The 19286-nt window shown below is 42.9% G+C and carries 11 protein-coding genes; 4 read left to right on the forward strand and 7 right to left on the reverse strand.

Annotation, left to right across the window (positions count from 1 at the left end; translation table 11 throughout):
- Positions 1-3: 3 nt before the first annotated feature.
- The 7 genes from PZB74_RS05030 to gldD all read right to left on the reverse strand — a co-directional run bounded on the left by PZB74_RS05030 (position 4) and on the right by gldD (position 12544).
- Positions 4-1290, reverse strand: coding sequence for a sialidase family protein (locus tag PZB74_RS05030; RefSeq protein ID WP_302241254.1), 1287 nt, complete (start codon positions 1288-1290; stop codon positions 4-6).
- A 103-nt stretch (positions 1291-1393) separates the two neighbouring features.
- Positions 1394-1855 (reverse strand): Brp/Blh family beta-carotene 15,15'-dioxygenase, encoded by a 462-nt coding sequence (locus PZB74_RS05035; protein WP_302241255.1) that lies wholly within the window; start codon positions 1853-1855, stop codon positions 1394-1396.
- Positions 1824-2894 carry a lycopene cyclase family protein gene (locus tag PZB74_RS05040; RefSeq protein WP_302241257.1) on the reverse strand — a complete coding sequence of 357 codons (1071 nt, stop codon included), beginning with the start codon at positions 2892-2894 and terminating at the stop codon, positions 1824-1826. Before PZB74_RS05040 ends, PZB74_RS05035 begins: the two co-directional genes overlap by 32 nt.
- Before the next feature lie 330 nt (positions 2895-3224).
- Complete coding sequence (locus PZB74_RS05045; protein WP_302241258.1) at positions 3225-4709, reverse strand: glutamate synthase subunit beta; 1485 nt, start codon at positions 4707-4709, stop codon at positions 3225-3227.
- A 19-nt stretch (positions 4710-4728) separates the two neighbouring features.
- Positions 4729-9303 carry a glutamate synthase large subunit gene (gene gltB / locus PZB74_RS05050; RefSeq protein WP_302241259.1) on the reverse strand — a complete coding sequence of 1525 codons (4575 nt, stop codon included), beginning with the start codon at positions 9301-9303 and terminating at the stop codon, positions 4729-4731.
- A 550-nt stretch (positions 9304-9853) separates the two neighbouring features.
- A complete protein-coding gene (recG, locus tag PZB74_RS05055) occupies positions 9854-11947 on the reverse strand; it encodes an ATP-dependent DNA helicase RecG (protein WP_302241260.1) in 2094 nt (697 codons plus the stop codon).
- Positions 11948-11950: 3 nt separating this feature from the next.
- Positions 11951-12544 carry a gliding motility lipoprotein GldD gene (gene gldD / locus PZB74_RS05060; protein WP_302241261.1) on the reverse strand — a complete coding sequence of 198 codons (594 nt, stop codon included), beginning with the start codon at positions 12542-12544 and terminating at the stop codon, positions 11951-11953.
- A gap of 236 nt (positions 12545-12780) precedes the next feature.
- On the opposite strand from gldD, the gene rfbB reads away from it, so the two are divergent.
- The 4 genes from rfbB (at position 12781) to PZB74_RS05080 (ending at position 19074) form a co-directional block, all read left to right on the forward strand.
- Positions 12781-13836: a dTDP-glucose 4,6-dehydratase gene (rfbB, locus tag PZB74_RS05065; RefSeq protein ID WP_302241262.1), complete on the forward strand. Its 1056-nt coding sequence runs from the start codon at positions 12781-12783 to the stop codon at positions 13834-13836.
- 211 nt (positions 13837-14047) lie between these two features.
- Entirely contained in the window at positions 14048-15559 is a 1512-nt protein-coding gene (locus PZB74_RS05070) for a glycine--tRNA ligase (protein WP_302241263.1), read from the forward strand.
- Positions 15560-15565: 6 nt separating this feature from the next.
- The gene (locus PZB74_RS05075) at positions 15566-16387 is read left to right on the forward strand and encodes a zinc-dependent peptidase (RefSeq protein WP_302241264.1); all 822 of its coding nucleotides are present in this window, start codon (positions 15566-15568) and stop codon (positions 16385-16387) included.
- A 188-nt stretch (positions 16388-16575) separates the two neighbouring features.
- Positions 16576-19074, forward strand: coding sequence for an efflux RND transporter permease subunit (locus tag PZB74_RS05080; RefSeq protein WP_302241265.1), 2499 nt, complete (start codon positions 16576-16578; stop codon positions 19072-19074).
- The last annotated feature ends 212 nt before the right edge of the window (positions 19075-19286 follow it).

Raw genomic sequence — 19286 nt, forward strand, 5'->3', positions numbered from 1 at the left:
TAATTATAAGTCTTCCTGGCGGATAATGGCCGTCCAGACACTTAAACTTTTACCATCAATCTGTGTCCAGACAGGGTAAATTTTGCCATTATAGGCCACAATATTGGTATAGTCTCCGAAGAAGGTACCTTCTTCCAGCATAAAGCTCTTTTCTGTCAGGCAGATGTTGTTGAAGCTTTCTCCCCCATCAGTAGAGAAGGCCAGATAAACGTCCGTCTGGTGAGTTGAAGTATGCCTGCGATCATAAAAAACAATATAGATATACCCATTTTTAGGGTCTACACTCATCCAGCTCATAAATTGATGCCTCTTACTGTCGTCATTATTTACCCGTATGGGCTCTGACCAGCTATCACCCCCATCTACAGATTTCGCCAGCCAGATATCAGTATTGTCGCTACCATTTCTTTGGTCTGACCAGTTAATGTAAATCGTCCCTCTATTTGGTCCTTCACTTAGATCACAGGCTGTTACCGGGAGGCCATTACATCGGTCTAAGCCGGGTACTGCGAAGGTCCATCCACCGGGCTGAGTACTTACCAACCTATCCTCTGCCAACCAGGTTTTTCCTCCATCCAGAGAGCGGTCAAAGAAAATGCTATCATTGAACGCCCATGCCACATACACCTGACCTTCCGGGCCTACTGCTGGAACTGCTCCTTCTACCGTCAGGTCATCATCCAGGCAATTGCCGGCTCTCTGATTGATACGGGTAGGCTCAGTCCAGGTCTCTCCCTGATCTACAGAAGATGAAAAAAGAATATAGCTACTATCCGCCGGTTTGCGGCTACGGTACTTGTCAAACTCTGTCCAGCTTACATACAAATTATTATTGGCAGGGTCAGCTACGGCCCACTCTTTATCCTGATCGTGCCTTTTGTCATGAAAGCCAATGCTGCTACCTTGGCTCCAGCTGCGCCCTCCGTCTTCAGACTTTTGCACTACTATACGATCCAAAAGCTCCGCTGACTTCCAGCCTTTACCAGCCGGATTAGAGAGGTGGAAGTAGTAAAAATTATCGCTATAGTCTGCTATGAGGCATGGGTCGCCCCATACACCGTAGCGTGATCTAAGTTGCTGAACTTTCCAGCTCAGGCCTCCATCGTCCGAGTAATAAACATTATCCAGTACACTCCCTGCTACTAGCTGCTCCGGTGTATTTGGGTTAATAGCAATAGAAGGTTCGCAAGGCCCCAGATCTGCGCTACCCTCATGAATCTTGACCAGCTTAATTTGAGAAAAGCCCAGCCCAGGCAGAAAAAAAAGAATAATAAAAATGTATTGTTTCATAGGGGTAAATATCCTGCATCCTTCGCTCACTAAGTTAAGCGATATCGTACAGAGTACAGCTACTTATAGCGCTCAAAAGTATCCCTGCAATGCAAAGTAAGCCTTATTTTTTATGGTTTGGGGTAGTATACAGCTGCTGCATATAGTACATGTGAGGCATTGTTAATAAGGAAATAGCGATAAAAAATAATAAATAAGGAGAGATGTATTCTGCCAGGTACTGCCCTCCTATGAGGAGTAAAGCAATACCCACAAAGCTCAATAAAGAAAAGGCCAGGCATAACTGAGGAAGCAAATACCAGAGTAGCGCATACAACAAAATAATGCCAAGATACACCATAAAGAAGCGCAGATAATTAGTGCTCGCCTGTTTATTTTTTTCTACTTCCTGATACACAACATGATTCACTGCGCCATGAGGTATACCGGTAACCACCATAAGCAGCACAAAAAATACAAGCTGCCACTCAAAGGGAATGGAGCTGACTAGTAAAAGAAGCAGAGAAATAGTAAATGTAATGCCTATCAGTACTTTATTGAGCTTCTGTGGACTGCTTGTTAGCATAATACCCAGGTTTTGTCCAAGTCCAGCTGAAATTCAGCTTCAGCATATCCGGCATATAATACGACCAGAGCGCATTTAAGTACGGAGGCCAGGGAAGACTTATAAATAATGAAGCCTCCTCCCACAAAGTAGTTTTTTCGTCCAGAAAACGTAAGATAAGTGCCCCTTTATTTTTACTGAACATCTTTTCAAAGATATGCCGTGCTGCCATTGGGTGATTCTTTAATATGTACAGCAATAAATTATCGTAAAAGCGAAAGCGAGTAGAGGGCCTGGTTTTATAATAAGGCTGGCCATTCTTTTCTAACTGCCTAACAATCTGCCGGGCATCCTCTAACATATTTTTGTAAGTAAACACTGTACAGGCTTTTGTCATACCGCCTGCTGTACCAATACGCATGATATGTTTGCCTGAGCGCCGTGGAAAGCGATAGTTGGTCATTGGAATCAGTCCTTTCTTCTGGTGCAGTAACTCATAATGTGCAATACCCAATACTTGTTTAATGTAATGCTCTAGCTTCTGTTCATAAACTGATTCTTCATACTGCTTTTTGGATATTACAGTGTACTCTACCAAAGCCTGATAGGGGCTTAATGGAAGCATATAAAAAAAAGAGGCGCCGTCCTGCTGACTCGTACGAAAATCCATCAACCGAATGGACTGATCGTCAAAAGAAGGCTCTTGGGTGCGAATATACCATCCTCTGAAATGTTGCCTTATACTCAGGGTGTTTTTGGGAGGAATAACGGCCAGGCTACTAAATACCCACTTGGCATGATATGTATTTTGAGAAGTACTTACCACTACACCTTCCGAAACGTCTTGCATACCCTGAACAGCTTCGTACCTGAACTCAAAGTTTGGATAATGGCGCAACACACTTTTTACCAACTCATAATAAGACTGACTATTAGTATAATAGTAGCGATAAGGCGTTATGTTTTTGCTTTGCAGTTTATGCGCTTTGCTTAGCTGAAGGTATTGCCAGTATTTGTTTGAATCTAAGGAAAGGGAGGAGCGTCTTTTGCCCAGAAGCACCAGCTTCGGTCATTCATTTTCTTTTCTTCTGTATCCAGCAGCAACACACTGCAATCATTAAGCTTCTGGCTTTGTGATAAGTAGTAGGCCAGGCTTAAACCAGCGCCTCCACATCATGCGATAATGTAATCGTAGTGCCCCTGTCTGCTCTGCACTCCCATAGTAAATGAAGTAGGGTAATGATCTCTTGTATGTACAGCTATCTACTCACTGTACCTAAGAAACAGCCTTTCCCTCTTATTGTTACTTAATATTTTTATACCAAGGGTGACACCCAAAAAAAGGGCTTCTGCCTAATGGTAGAAGCCCTGTGAATAGAGTGATTATTACTTATCCTAAAGTAGCAGCGACATTCAGGAAGGAATCATCCTTGGTTTCCAATTCAGAATGCCCCATCAGGTGTAAATCTACTGCTCTGGCAGCTTCACGTCCTTCTGAGATTGCCCATACTACTAAAGACTGTCCACGGCGAGCATCGCCCGCGGCAAATACCTTAGGGTTACTGGTCTGGTACTTACCTTCTTCTGCTTGTATGTTACCTCTGCTATCTAGCTCAAGAGCTAACTGCTCTATTGCTCCGGTAGGGTCGGTATGCATAAAACCAATAGCCAGCAACGCAAGCTCGCAAGGCATTTCTTTTTCTGTGCCTGGTATTTCTTCAAAGTAGGTTCTGCCCTCTTCGTTTACCTTCCACTCAATCTTAACTACTTTTACGGCTCTAAGATTGCCTTCTTCATCGCCTAAAAATTCTTTTGTCAGTATGGCCCAGTCTCTGTTTACCCCTTCTTCATGAGATGATGAGGTGCGCAGTATCATAGGCCACAGCGGCCATGGGTCGTTTTCGCCTCTTTCTGTAGGAGGCTTGCTCATAAGTTCTATCTGAGTTACTGACTTTGCTCTATGGCGGTTAGAAGTACCAACACAGTCAGAGCCTGTATCACCACCACCGATGACAAACACATTTTTGTCTGTCGCTGATATCTCATTATTCTCAGTAAAAGCCTCTCCAGATACACGGCGGTTTTGCTGCGTAAGAAACTCCATGGCAAAGTGTATACCTTTAAGGTCTCTTCCGGGGATAGGCAGATCACGAGGCACACCAGCTCCGGTACAGAAAAGAATTGCATCAAATTCTTTATCTAATTCTTCTGCGGTAATATCTTTCCCCACATGCGTTTCGGTTTTAAACTGCACTCCTTCTTCTTCCATCACCTTTACCCGGCGCTCTATCACTCTCTTCTCCAGCTTAAAGTCAGGAATACCGTAGCGTAACAATCCGCCAACATACTTATCTTTCTCAAAAACTGTTACCCAATGGCCCGCTTTATTAAGCTGAGCAGCAGCGCCCAGTCCAGCAGGACCTGAGCCAATAACCGCTACTTTTTTGCCGGTACGTTCTTTTGGTGGGTTAGCCTTGATGTAGCCTAGCTCAAAAGCTTTTTCTGCAATAGTCTTTTCAATATGTTCTATAGCTACCGGTGGCTTGTTAATGCCCAGTACACAAGACGCCTCGCAGGGCGCAGGGCAGATACGGCCTGTAAATTCAGGAAAGTTGTTGGTAGACTGTAATATTTCTATTGCCAGCTTCCAGTTACCCTGATAGGCAGCATCATTAAATTCAGGAATATTGTTGCCCAGCGGACATCCATTGTGGCAAAAAGGAATGCCACAATCCATACAACGTGCTGCCTGCTGCTGTGTTTTTTCCTCGCTAAATTCTACATAAAGCTCGTTATAGTCATTAATCCTTTCTTTAGGATCACGAGTTTGAGGTAATTCACGATTATATTCTTTAAAACCAGTTGGTTTTCCCATGTTTCTATAGTTTTAAGGTTTACACTTTAGAGGCAGCTTTCGCCTTAATATCTTCGTTTTCAGAAAGTTCCTGTTGTTCTTTTCTTCGCTTCAGTACGGCTTTGTATTCTGTAGGCATTACTTTGACAAAGTGCTGCAAGCTTTCTTCCCAGTTTTCAAGAATACGAGCCGCTACTGTACTTCCGGTATGTTGCTGATGACGAGAGATCATTCCTTTGATTCTTTCTTTATCTTCCGCATCCAGTGCTTCCAGTTCTACCAGCTCTTTGTTGCAGTATTTTTCAAAGCTCTTTTCCACATCGTAGACGAATGCCATACCCCCGCTCATACCAGCAGCAAAGTTACGTCCGGTACTTCCCAGTACTACTACTACACCACCAGTCATATACTCACAACCGTGGTCACCTATACCTTCTACTACTGTTCGCACGCCTGAATTACGCACGGCAAAGCGCTCTCCTGCCATACCTCTAATGTAGGCATCTCCTGAGGTGGCTCCATAAAATGCCACATTACCAACAATCATATTGTCCTCCGGCACGTACTTAGACTCTTTATGAGGGTAGACCACCAGCTCACCACCGGAAAGACCTTTACCAAAGTAGTCGTTTGCTTCTCCTTCTAACTCAAAGCGTACGCCAGGAGCAGCAAAGGCAGCAAAACTCTGGCCTGCAGAACCTTTAAATTTGAAATTGATAGTTCCAGCTGGCAATCCTGGCTTACCGAATTTTTTAGATACTTCGTTAGACAGTAGGGCACCTACCGAACGGTTAGTATTAATCAGCTTAAATTTAGCTTCTACTTTTTCAGCATTCTCCAGTGCGGGCTGTGCAGCTTTTACCAGATCCCAGTCCAAGACCTCCTCTATGCCATGATCCTGCTCCTGCTGCTTGTAGATACCCACATGCTCAGCTACATCTTCTTTAGCCAGTATGCGGCTAAGGTCCAGCTTCTTCAGCTTCCAGTGGTCTATATTGTCACGTACTTTCAAGCAATCTACCTGGCCTACCATTTCATCTACCGTACGGAAGCCAAGCTCAGCCATAATTTCTCTTAGCTCTTCGGCCAGGAAGGTAAAGAGGTTAACCACATGCTCTGGCTTACCGGTAAACAGCGCTCTCAGGTCAGGGTCCTGTGTAGCTATACCTACCGGACAAGTATTGAGGTGGCACTTACGCATCATAATACAACCTTCGGTTACCAGAGCGGCAGTAGATACGCCAAACTCTTCTGCACCTAACAATATAGCGACAGCTATATCACGTCCAGTTTTAATCTGGCCATCAGTTTGTACCGTAATACGGCTACGCAGATTGTTTTTTACTAAGGTCTGATGCGTCTCTGAAAGACCAAGCTCCCACGGCAAACCCGCATGGCGTATAGAACTGATAGGCGAAGCTCCAGTACCTCCATCGTGACCGGAGATCAGCACTACATCGGCATGAGCTTTAGACACACCTGCCGCAATGGTACCTACCCCAGAAGATGCTACCAGCTTCACATTAATACGAGCTTCACGGTTAGCATTTTTGAGATCGTAGATGAGCTGTGCTAAATCCTCAATAGAATAAATATCGTGGTGAGGGGGCGGAGAAATAAGACCTACACCTGGTGTGGAGTGACGTACGCGACCAATCCAGTCGTCCACCTTATGCCCGGGAAGTTGCCCTCCTTCTCCTGGCTTAGCACCCTGAGCCATCTTAATTTGTAGCTCATTTGCATTAGTGAGGTAGTTGCTGGTTACTCCAAAACGGCCAGAGGCCACTTGCTTAATAGCAGAGCGTTCCCAGTCGCCATTAGATTTACGCTCAAAACGAATTTCATCCTCTCCTCCTTCTCCACTATTACTTTTTCCGCCGATACGGTTCATGGCGATAGCCAGCGTAGAGTGCGCTTCGTGAGAAATAGAGCCAAATGACATGGCTCCTGTAGCAAACCGCTTAAAGATTTTCTCTTTAGACTCTACCTCTTCCAGAGGAACGGCTTTACGATTGCTCTTAAATTCCATCAAGCCTCTGAGTGTATTGGCTTTCTGTGCCTGATCGTTGATCAGCTTAGCGTACTGCTTATACTGTTGATAGTTGTTTTTGCGGGTAGAGTTCTGTAGCAGGTGAATAGTCTGTGGATTGAACATATGGCGCTCACCCCTACGCTTCCACTGGTATACCCCTCCTACTTCCAGACGTAAAGACTCCTGAGGCTCTTCAGGGAAAGCCATTCTATGACGTATCAGTGTTTCTTTGGCAATATCATCAAAGTCTACACCTTCTATACGAGTCATGGTACCGGCAAAGCACTTATCTACCACTTTTTTGCTCACACCTAAAGCCTCAAAAATCTGAGCTCCCTGGTAAGATTGAAGGGTAGAGATACCCATTTTTGAGAAGATTTTAAGCAATCCGGCATTTACTGCTTTAATAAATTGCTTCTGTAATTTTTCACTGGTATAGTCTACGTGAACCAGCTTCTGGTCTTTCAGGCTATCCAGTGTTTCAAATGCCAGGTAAGGGTTAACGGCATGTGCTCCATAGCCTATAAGGGTAGCTATGTGATGAGTTTCTCTGATGTCGCCTCCTTCTACTACTATACCTACCTCTGAGCGCACTCCTTTACGAATAAGGTGATGGTGTATACCACCAGTAGCTAATAAAGTAGGGATAGGAGCTTTTTCACGGCTAAAGTTACGATCAGAGATGATGATGATATTAGCGCCATCCCTTACGGCTACTTCCGCCTCTTCATTGATACGGTCAATAGCAGCTTCTAATTCCCCCTCTTTTCCTGCGGCACTAAAGGTAGCATCAATCACGTGAGTTTTAAAACCCTTAAGCTTAACATATTTTAGCTTACTAAGCTCCGCATTGGTTAGTACAGGCTGAACCATATTAATCTGGCGAGAATGCTCAGGGGTCTCATCCAGAATGTTTTTCATGCCTCCTACACTTGTAAACAGAGACATTACTAAACGCTCACGAATAGGATCAATAGGAGGATTACTTACCTGCGCAAACAGCTGTTTGAAGTAGTTAGCCAAATGTTGGCTATGGTCTGAGAGTACAGCCAACGGAATATCTACCCCCATAGATCCTAGTGGCTCTTTACCTGCCTTTACCATAGGAGCCAGTACAGCTTTTAGGTCTTCTGTAGTGTAGCCTAATGTCATCTGACGCGTAAGTAGAGGCAAGTCGTCAGAAGCTTTTTTGTCCTGTCCATTCAGGTTTTCAGGCTCAGGCAGGTCGTGTAAAAAGTATTTGTGCTCGTTTAACCACTCACGATAAGGCTTTTGAGAGCATACTTCCTGCTTGATTTCTTCATCGCTAATAATTCTACCCTCTTCCAGGTTAGCTACAAACATACGTCCGGGTTGCAGTCGCCCTTTAAGAATCACTTTAGATTCGTTGACAGGAAGAGCTCCCGCCTCAGACGACATCACCAGTTTATCATCTTCAGTAAGCAGATAACGAGAGGGGCGCAGTCCGTTTCTATCTAAGGTAGCCCCTACCATTTTTCCGTCGGTAAAGCAGATAGACGCCGGGCCATCCCAGGGCTCCATCATAGAGGCATGGTACTCGTAGAATGCCTTTTTGGGGTCATCCATCAGGTCATTATCCTGCCATGCTTCGGGGATAAGCATCATCATTACGTGGGGGAGCGAGCGCCCTCCTAGGAAAAGAAGCTCTACTATATTATCTAGGTTAGCTGAGTCCGAGAAAGAAGCATCGCAGATAGGCAATACCATATCCAGCTCTTCTTCAGTAAACAATGTAGATTTTAGTAAGGCTTCTTTAGAACGCATCCAGTTCACATTACCACGAATGGTATTGATCTCACCATTGTGAGCAATAAAGCGGAATGGTTGCGCTAACTTCCACTTAGGGAAAGTATTGGTCGAGAATCTAGAGTGTACGAGTGCAAGAGCCGAATCAAAATGAGGCTTTTGCAAATCCAGGTAGTACGGACGCAACTGAAAGGTTGTTAGCTGTCCTTTATATACTACAGTATTATATGAGCAAGAGGCAATGTAGAACCTGTCTACTGTATCCTCTACTTGCTGATGAATTAGGTGAGACACATAGTTTTTGAGCACAAACAGTCGGCGCTCAAGAGCCATAGGGTCGGTATTACTACGGTCTTTAAAACGCAGAAAAGCTTGTTCTACATGGTGCTCTACCAATTTGGCAGAACGCCCAAGGCTTTGGTTGTTGGTAGGAACTTTACGGTGACCTAAAAGTTCAAATCCGAGTTTGTCGGCAGTTTCTTCCCATATACGATAACATGCTGCTCTTTTGCTTTCTTCCAGCGGGAAGAAAATCATGGCTACACCATAATCATCAAAATCTGGCAGGCTTATCTCCTGAGATTTTAACTCCTCACAAAAGAAGTCATGAGGTTTTTGCACCAGTATACCTGCACCGTCACCTGTATCAGGTTCACAACCACAAGCTCCCCGATGCTCCATGTTTTGTAACATGATGATGGCATCCTCTACTATCTGATGTGACTTCTTGCCTTTAAGGTTCGCCACGAAGCCAATGCCGCAGGCATCATGTTCAAACTCTGGTGAGTATAGGGTTTGTTGTCGAGAATCTTTCATTCAGCTCAAAGATTAGTGGTAAATTCAGCTATTTATTTTATATTTTGACTTTCACTAAAAAACCAAAACATTATTTTGACTTTTTCGCTTAATAACTTTTATATTGGCAAGCAATTATAATTATTGAAGCATAAAGTTTTAATTCAGTAGCATATATTACAGATATACTATTTTCAAAATATTATTTTGGAAACCAGTAATATACTTAAATTATAGCACTTTTTAAAAGATTCCACCAAGCAAACGTGGTGGAAAAAGCCTGATAAAACGGGAGTTCAGAGCGTTTTTATTGAAGGAAGCCGAGCTCTTCCGCTCAAATGTTGATAAAATTATAAAATGAATGCAAAAATGAGTTTTCCATTATGATTTTTGCAAATATGATTATCAGTCTGATTTTTTTGAAAATTTTAAAAAAAATTCAGCTTTTTGCTGCAAATCAAAGTAAAACCCACTTCTGTTAGCGAACTCTTACCGAAACACTATTTTTTTTAGATCACATTCAATAAGCTACCAAATCAGAACAAAATTACGGTCATAATAAATCCGCTTTTTAGCTGATTTTGCTCCAATTGATAGTATGTTGTTTCAGAGAGGAAATGTGTCTTTTTATCGGAAGGTGTTCTGGCTGGCATAAATCAGGGTCTTTTTCTAAAATTTCTAAAACCTGCACTCTCGCCTCCTGCATAATCTTACCATCTTTGCTGATATCTGCCACCAGCAAATCCAGTACTCCACTTTGCTGTGTACCTTCAATATCGCCAGGCCCTCGTAGTTTGAGGTCTACTTCCGCAATCTCAAAGCCATCGTTGGTACGTACCATGGTACTCAGGCGGGTTTTGCTTTCTTTGCTTAGTTTATACTCGGTCATTAGTATGCAGTAAGACTGCTCTGCTCCACGTCCTACTCTACCTCTAAGCTGATGGAGCTGCGCCAAACCAAAACGCTCAGCGTTTTCTATAATCATCACTGAAGCATTAGGCACATTCACTCCTACTTCTATGACAGTAGTAGCTACCATAATTTTTGTCTTCGCCTGCACAAAGCGCTGCATCTCAAAATCCTTATCCGCAGGCTTCATTCTCCCATGTACCACACTCACTGGGGTATCTGGGAAAGCTCTGCGAATAGATTCATAGCCATCTTCAAGATGTTTAAGGTCCAGCTTTTCAGATTCCTCGATTAGAGGGTACACAATATATACCTGCCGGCCGGCTTGAATCTGCTCGCGTACAAACCCAAAAACTGAAAGTCGGTTTTTCTCATAACGATGCACCGTACGTATAGGCTTTCGCCCAGCGGGCAGCTCATCTATTACTGATACATCCAGATCGCCATAGAGGGTCATAGCCAGTGTACGAGGGATAGGTGTAGCAGTCATGACCAGCACGTGAGGGTCAAAGTTTTCGTTTTTTTGCCACAGCTTAGCACGCTGAGCTACCCCAAAACGATGCTGCTCATCTACAATAGAAAGCCCCAGATTACTAAATTGTACGTGTGACTCCAGTAAGGCATGGGTACCTACTAATATATTGAGTTCGCCACTCCTCAGCATTTGGTCAATAGTACGACGCTCCTTTGTTTTGGTAGAGCCTGTAAGCAGGGCTATGTGTAGCCCCAGCTTTTCTGCAAAATCTTTGAGCCCCCGGTAATGCTGCTCTGCCAGAATTTCTGTTGGTGCCATCATGGCTACCTGCGCACCACTACCAATAGCAATGAGCATACAGATAAACGCCACTATGGTTTTGCCACTACCTACATCTCCCTGCAAAAGACGATTCATTTGCTTGCCAGAACGTAGGTCTTCAAAAATTTCGCGTATTACTTTTTTCTGCGCGTTTGTAAGATCAAAAGGGAGATATTTTTCATAAAAGTCATGTACCAGCTGGGTCTCGCAAAGCACCTGCCCTGGCGACTTTGCCATTTTAGAGAGTTTGAGTTTGAGTATACGCAACTGTATGTAGAATAGCTCTTCAAACTTTAGACGAAAACGAGCCTTCTCCAGCCACTCCAAATCTTCAGGAAAATGGATATGCCGGATGGCATCTCGTTTAGAGATCAGGCGATAGTGTTTAATAACATACTCCGGAAGGTTTTCAGGTATCTGCTCATAAGCCCGCTGCAACAGATTTTTTTGCAGCTTAACCAGAGCTTTACTGTCTATTCGTCCTCGTTTTAGCTTTTCGGTAGTAGCATACACCGGAAGCAGGGGCTTGGCTTCCTGCTGTTGTGGAATGAACACTTCCATCTCTGGGTGGGCAATACTGAACTTGCTTCCAAAACGATTAGGCTTACCAAAGACAACATAGTCAGTTTGCATTTTCAGGTTTTTAGCTACCCAGCGGGCACCCTGAAACCACACCAGCTCTAGTACGCCGGTACCATCGCTAAAATAGGCGACCAGACGTTTTTTGCTTTTCTCCCCTACAGTCTCAACTCGCTGTATACGCCCTACCAACTGTATATAAGGCATATTCTCATTCACATCACTGATATGATGAAACTGCGAACGATCTTCGTGGCGAAAAGGGTAATGTTGCAGCAGATCCCCAAACGTAAAGATATTAAGCTCCTCTTTGAGCAGTGAGGCAATACGTTCCCCTACCCCCTTAAGGTATTCTATTTTGGTTTCAAAAAAATTGGCCATGCTTTATCCGCTTGTCCGCTCTCCTTCCCACTGTAATGTGTTTAACATATGAACCATGTCCATCTTAATATACTCGATTACGGGTGCCAGCGAATCATTTTTGGTAGCAGTACGAAAATACAGAGCCCCCCTGAGAAAATGCTTGCTGGAGTCGGTTACATAAAACTGAAACTGGCTGGGCACTTCTCCTTGCAGTTCGGCAATTAGCGCTTTTTTGCCATAAGGAGTTCCCAAAATTCTTTCTTCTATTGCCGAGGCTTTAATCTGATGATTAGCGGTAAGCCTGTAGGAATCTTCCAGCAGAGTTTCCAACTTATCCTCGCTATCTATGTCCTTATATGTAAGCTGTATATTGGCCTGATAGTCGGGGTAGTATACATTAAGCCAATACGGTTCCGCATTATAGCTGGTATCTTCATAAACCTTTGCGTGGCCGGAATACTCAAAATGATAGGGTAAGGTATCGGTAAGGCCAACATAGGTATGTGGGGGAAGATTGATTCGGTTATAGCCTTTTGGCTTAGGTACGTAGTCTGAAGAGCAGGCCACCATACACAGCAGACTAACGATAGATAAAATAGCAGTTTTTATTTTCATCAAAACGTATTTTTAATTCTCTTGCACGCTATACAATCACAACATTTTTAGCATGGGCAATATTACCAATTTGCACGATGATTGTACCAAGCTTAACGCATGATTCTGAGATTTGCTCCATGAAATGCAGATAAATCTAAAAGCTTTGCAGCATACAAACCTTTAGCATTGCATTTTAGTATGAAATAATAGTAAAAAAAGATACATTTGTTCTTTCTTAATTATCGCAATACAATATGAACACCACTAAAAAAATACTTATTACCGGTGGCGCAGGCTTTATTGGCTCTCATGTCGTACGTCTGTTTGTGAATACTTATCCTGAATACAGCATTTTTAACCTGGATAAGCTAACCTATGCCGGTAACCTGGAGAACCTGAAAGATATAGAGGATAAGCCCAACTATACTTTTGTCCGTGGAGATATTAGCGATGCTGACTTTATTAATCAGCTTTTTGAAAAGAACCAGTTTGATGCGGTAATTCACCTGGCGGCGGAGTCTCACGTAGACCGATCTATTAAAGATCCTATGGCCTTTATCACTACTAATGTAGTGGGCACCGTAACCTTACTTAATGCGGCCAAAGCTATATGGCAGGATGACATGGACAAACACTTGTTCTATCATGTCTCTACCGATGAGGTATATGGCTCTTTAGACAATGGAGGCTTCTTTGTAGAAGAGACTTCTTATGACCCTAAATCACCCTACTCTGCATCCAAAGCGAGCTCCGATCATTTTGTAAGAGCTTACCACAATACTTACAACTTACCTGTGGTATTAAGCAACTGTTCTAATAATTATGGGCCGTACCACTTCCCAGAAAAGTTGATTCCGCTTTGCATTAACAACATTCAGAACAAAAAGCCGCTTCCGATTTACGGTAAAGGTGAAAATGTACGTGACTGGTTATTTGTAGAAGACCATGCGCGGGCCATTGATGTGATTTTTCATAAAGGAAAAGTTGGCGATACTTATAATATTGGCGGCTTTAATGAGTGGAAGAATATTGATATTGTGCGACTACTCTGCAAAATTATGGACAAAAAGCTGGGAAGAGCCGAAGGAGAGTCGGAGCAACTCATCACCTTTGTGAAAGACCGCGCCGGACACGATCTCCGCTATGCTATTGACGCAAAAAAATTGATGAATGAGCTAGGTTGGGAGCCTTCATTACAGTTTGAAGAAGGTCTGGAAAAAACCGTAGACTGGTACCTGGCTAATCAGGAATGGTTAGAACGCATTACTTCTGGCGACTATAAGCAGTATTACGAGGAGCAATACAAATAACTCCTGATACAAAATTTGTAAGGCTGCCCGACCTGCACTATAGCAGGCGGGCAGTTTTTTTTATTCAACCAAACTTAAGCCTCCCCATCATCCAGCTTTTTATATAACTTAATCGTTTCCCTACATTTAATGCCCCTAAAATATGATGAGGCTATAAAAGCTTTGCTTTTAATCTTGTAATTCCACGCTATACTATCCTATCTTTGTGCCTATGGCAAAAGATACCGCAGATAAAAGCAAAGTAGCTTCGCAGGGCCGGGAGCCGGAAAACTCCCTAAAAAAAGTGATTGCCCATGCGAAAGAGTATGGATTTGTATATCCTTCCAGTGAAATCTACGACGGCTTACAGGCTGTATATGATTACGGTCCTTATGGCGTAGAGCTTAAAAATAATTTAAAGCAGGCATGGTGGCAGGCCATGACTCGCCTTAATGATAATATTGTAGGGTTGGATGCTGCTATTTTTATGCAGCCACAAACCTGGAAAGCCTCAGGCCACGTGGACAGCTTCAACGATCCTATGGTGGACAATAAGGACTCTAAAAAGCGCTATCGTGCTGATACGCTAATAGAAGACCACGCTGCTCGCCTGGAAGCTGATGGAGAGATAAAAACAGCTCATCTGCTGCTAAAAAAGATGAACAGCCTGCTGGAGGCAGAAGACCTCAAAGGCCTGCATGATCTTATTGTGGAGTATGACATTCGCTGCCCTATCTCTGACACTGCTAACTGGACTGATGTGCGTCAGTTCAACCTGATGTTCTCTACCAAAGTAGGTTCTGTAGCTGATGATTCTAATACGATTTACCTACGCCCGGAAACTGCCCAGGGTATCTTTGTTAACTTCCTTAATGTACAGAAGACGGCTCGCCAAAAGGTACCTTTTGGTATTGCTCAAATTGGTAAAGCTTTCCGTAACGAAATTGTAGCCCGTCAGTTTATCTTCCGTATGCGTGAGTTTGAGCAGATGGAGATGCAATTCTTTGTACGTCCAGGCGAAGAGATGGAGTGGTTTGACCATTGGAAATCTATCCGTATGAAATGGCACGAAGCGCTCGGACTACAGACTGAAAAGCTACGTATTCATGAACACGAAAAGCTGGCCCACTACGCTAATGCTGCTATTGATATAGAATACCTTTTCCCTTTTGGCTTTAAAGAAGTGGAAGGTATACATTCACGTACTGATTTTGACCTCAAGAGCCATCAGGAGCTCTCTGGTAAAAAGATGCAGTACTTTGATCCCGTAATCAGTAAAAACTATGTTCCTTACGTTATTGAAACTTCTATCGGGGCAGACCGCCTCTTCCTGATGATGATGTGCGAGGCCTATACTGAAGATACCGGAGTAGATGCTAAGGGCAATGAAAAAACCAGAATTTACCTGAAAATTCACCCTGCGCTGGCACCAGTAAAAGCGGCTATTCTACCTCTGGTAAAGAAAGATGGGCTACCTGAAATTGCAAAGTCTATTTACGAAGACCTAAAAATGGATATGCGTGTAACTTATGATGAAAGCGCGGCCATTGGTAAGCGTTATACGCGCCAGGACCTTATTGGTACTCCTTTTTGCGTAGCAGTAGACCACCAGACAAAAGAGGACAACGCGGTTACTATTCGTTATCGCGATAGCACTGAGCAGGAGCGAATTCCTATTACAGAGCTTAAACATAAACTGGAAGAAGCGACTTCTATGAAGCGAATTTTTGAAAAACTAGCTTAAAACCTGGTGAACGAACAGCAGTTATACGCTCCAGACTTAAGCTCATTCCAGACAGGTATGTTTATAGCGCTCATTATTATGGGCGCTTACTTTTTATATGCCTATATCAAATTTAAAAGGGCTGCCGTTTCTGTGGTAGCCGAGCAAAAAATCAAAAAAATACTTCAGTCCCACTTTGCCTATTACCGTAGGCTTAGCCAGCCTGACCAGCAGGAGTTTGTAAGAAGGGTATGTATTTTTATTGATCGCAAATCTTTTATTCCACGTATGTTTCGTGTGGTTACTCCCGACATGAAGGTACTGATAGCCGCTTCGGCTGTTCAGCTGACATTTGGCCTGCCGGAAATAACCCTACAGTATTTCAAGCGAATTATCATCTATCCGGAAAACTACTACTCTGTCATAAGTAAAAGGATGCATAAGGGAGAGGTCAACCCCAAAGCTCAGGCTATCGTACTCTCCTGGAAAAACTTTCTTAAAGGTTATCAGATTCCTGACGATTCTTACAATTTAGGCTTACACGAGATGGCTCATGCTCTTGAGTTGGAAAATATGATAGAAAATGATGAGTATGATTTTCTACCAAAAGAGAGTTGGAAAGCTTTTAGTCAAGAAGCTGCTGCTGTTGTTCAGGATATAAAGAGTGGCGAACATCAGTTTTTACGGGCGTATGCAGCCACAAACATGAAAGAGTTCTTTGCTGTAGCCGTAGAAAATTTCTTTGAAAGGCCAGTGGCATTTAAGCGTGAACTGCCGCGTTTATACGGTATATTGGTATTATTGTTGAACCAAGACCCGCTTAATACAGTATTGTATAAAAGTGCTTAATCGCTCAGTTACTCTACTGTTTTTTTAAATTATAATTGCTCAGAACTATTTGAAAATCAATAACATTTGCTTTACGTATTCTATTATTATATAAGTAAAAAAGGCTACTGGGTATAACCCATCCTATTTTTTCAGTATTTATTTTTGCATTCGTCTAATTACAGATTTACCCCTTTAGTATCGCTTTCATGTGGATTAAAATAGCCCATACGATCATCCGGTACCGACTTTGGTTGATGATATTGCTTGCCCTCATCACCGCTTTCATGGCCTACAAAGCTCAGGAACTGGAAGTAAGTTATGATTATGTTGAAGCAGTACCCTCCTCAGATGAGGACATGGTATATTACCGTCAGTTTAAAGAGCAGTTTGGAGAAGATGCCAACCTGCTGGCCATCGGCATTAAAGACAGCGCCCTTTATGAGCTGGATAACTTTCAGAAGTTCAAATACTTCAGCAATGAGGTAAACAAACTGCCAGGGGTTAAGTACGTACTGTCGCTGCCAGACATGCAAAAGCTGGTTAAAAATACAGAAAGCAAGCAGTTTGAGCTACAAGCGGTATTTCCGGAAATTCCTGATACACAGGAGGGGTTGGACACTTTACTACAACAGGCCAATGACCTCAAGTTTTATAGCGGACAACTCGTAAATCCAGAAAACGGAGCTACATTCCTTATCATAGCTATTGAAAAGGGTACTCTCAACTCCGACAAACGCCAGCAGCTGATTCCGGACATCCAGCAGCTAGGCACTAGCTTCTCTGAGATTACCGGCATAGAACTTCATTATGCGGGCATCCCTTTTGTTCGAACCATCATGAATGCCAAGGTTCAGTCAGAACTGCGCATTTTCCTTATTTTGTCAGTAATTGTTACTGCCTGTATCCTACTGCTTTTTTTCCGTTCCTGGGATGCAGTAGTTTTCCCGCTTATTATTATTGGAATTATGGTGGTATGGTCTATGGGTACCCTTGCCATTTTTAATTATGACATTACAGTGCTCTCCGGCCTCTTGCCTCCTATCATTGTTGTTATTGGTATTCCTAATAGCGTCTACCTGCTCAATAAATACCATCAGGAGTACAATCGTCATGGAGATAAAATAAAAGCCCTTACCAATATTGTAGAGAAAATTGGTCTGGCTACGCTGATTACCAATGTAACTACTGCTATAGGCTTTTTGGTACTTATCTTTACTGATATTGTTATACTGGAAGAATTTGGTTTGGTAGCCGGGCTCAATATTCTGGCAACGTTTTTTGTCAGTATTATTCTTATCCCTTCTGTCTTCTCATACCTGCCACCGCCAAACTCCCGACAGCTCAAGCACTTACGTTTTAGCCTGATAGACAGATTACTTACCGTACTTGACCTTCTGGTGCACCGCCATAAATATAGAGTAATGGCAGGCTCAATTGTAATAGTACTTATCTTCCTTTATGGGATGCTTAAAATTGATGCAGTCTCATTTCTGGTAGATGATGTGCCTAATGATAGTAAGCTAAAACAGGACCTGGCATTTTTTGAAGATAACTTTACGGGTATTATGCCTCTGGAGGTGGTCATAGACACACATCAGAAGAGAGCCATCAGCCGGGTTTCTACTTTACAGAAGGTAGATAACTTTGAGCAGTTTCTGGCCGGGCAGCCTAGCATCTCTCAACCCATTTCTATTGTGGGTTTTATTAAAGCCTCACGCCAAGCTTTTTACAATAATAGCCCGGCATTTTACTCACTACCAGACAATCGGGATAAAGCATTTGTATTCCGATATCTGCAAAATTCACAGGCACAAGGCCTTACCTCAGCAGATAGTAATGCGCAAAGCAATGAATCCGCACAGATGGACCTTCTTAGCAACTTTAGTGACAGCACGGGACAAAAAATCAGAATCTCGCTTAAAATAGCTGATATAGGCTCTAACGAAATTAAAAAGCTGATAAATAATGAGATTCGTCCCAAGGCCGAAGAAATTTTTGATGGAGAAGATACCGAAGTCATTATTACCGGCGCAAGCCTGCTATTTACTAAAGGCAATGAGTTTCTGATAGACAACCTGCTCGTAAGCCTCTTACTGGCTTTCTGCCTGATCGCCTTAATTATGGCAATGCTTTTTGGCAGTTTCCGTATGATATTGATTTCTTTGGTTCCTAACCTGATACCCCTCATCGTTACTGCTGGCGTTATGGGTTTTGTAGGCATACCGCTTAAGCCGAGCACCGCTATTATCTTCAGCATTGTGTTTGGTATCTCTGTAGATGACTCTATTCACTTTCTGGCAAAATATCGTCAGGAGTTAAAGCTCAATAAGGCTTTTGTTCCTCTGGCCATCAGCAAAAGCCTGAGAGAAACAGGAACCAGTATGATATACACTTCTATTATCCTGTTTTTTGGCTTTATTATATTTGCCGGCTCCAGTTTCGGAGGGACAATGTATCTTGGTATTTTAACTTCTATGACCCTGCTTATTGCCATGTTTACTAATTTGACTGTGTTGCCCGCACTGCTAATGGCATTTGACAACGGTAAGGGATTGGTAAAAAAACATGATCAGGAAATTTTCCACCTCATAGAGCACTATGATGAGTTTTATCAGGAAGATGAGGATGAGGAGATTGATCTTAACAAGCTAGACCGCTCAGACAATGGAAGCACTGAAGAGATTAGCGACCAGAATAAAAAATAGCCTTAACCTAGCCTATTGATATTGAAGCCTGCCACATTACACTTTGGCAGGCTTTTTTGATGCTGCCTACTCCGTTTCTTATCAGTGCTTTGCTATACAGATCAGCTACACCTTTGTAAATCTTTTCGATAAAATGCTTGTTATATCGATTCGCATTGCATAAAAAAGGAATCAAATCATAACTTTGCGGAGTTATTCGAAAAATAAAGGAT

This window comes from Porifericola rhodea (assembly GCF_030506305.1).
Lineage (GTDB): Bacteria > Bacteroidota > Bacteroidia > Cytophagales > Cyclobacteriaceae > Catalinimonas > Catalinimonas rhodea.

Coding starts and splice junctions, on each gene's coding strand:
- PZB74_RS05030 (WP_302241254.1), bottom strand. CDS start 1,290: ATGAAACAATACATTTTTATTATTCTTTTTTTTCTGCCTGGGCTGGGC.
- PZB74_RS05035 (WP_302241255.1), bottom strand. CDS start 1,855: ATGCTAACAAGCAGTCCACAGAAGCTCAATAAAGTACTGATAGGCATT.
- PZB74_RS05045 (WP_302241258.1), bottom strand. CDS start 4,709: ATGGGAAAACCAACTGGTTTTAAAGAATATAATCGTGAATTACCTCAA.
- gltB (WP_302241259.1), bottom strand. CDS start 9,303: ATGAAAGATTCTCGACAACAAACCCTATACTCACCAGAGTTTGAACAT.
- recG (WP_302241260.1), bottom strand. CDS start 11,947: ATGGCCAATTTTTTTGAAACCAAAATAGAATACCTTAAGGGGGTAGGG.
- gldD (WP_302241261.1), bottom strand. CDS start 12,544: ATGAAAATAAAAACTGCTATTTTATCTATCGTTAGTCTGCTGTGTATG.
- rfbB (WP_302241262.1), top strand. CDS start 12,781: ATGAACACCACTAAAAAAATACTTATTACCGGTGGCGCAGGCTTTATT.
- PZB74_RS05070 (WP_302241263.1), top strand. CDS start 14,048: ATGGCAAAAGATACCGCAGATAAAAGCAAAGTAGCTTCGCAGGGCCGG.
- PZB74_RS05080 (WP_302241265.1), top strand. CDS start 16,576: ATGTGGATTAAAATAGCCCATACGATCATCCGGTACCGACTTTGGTTG.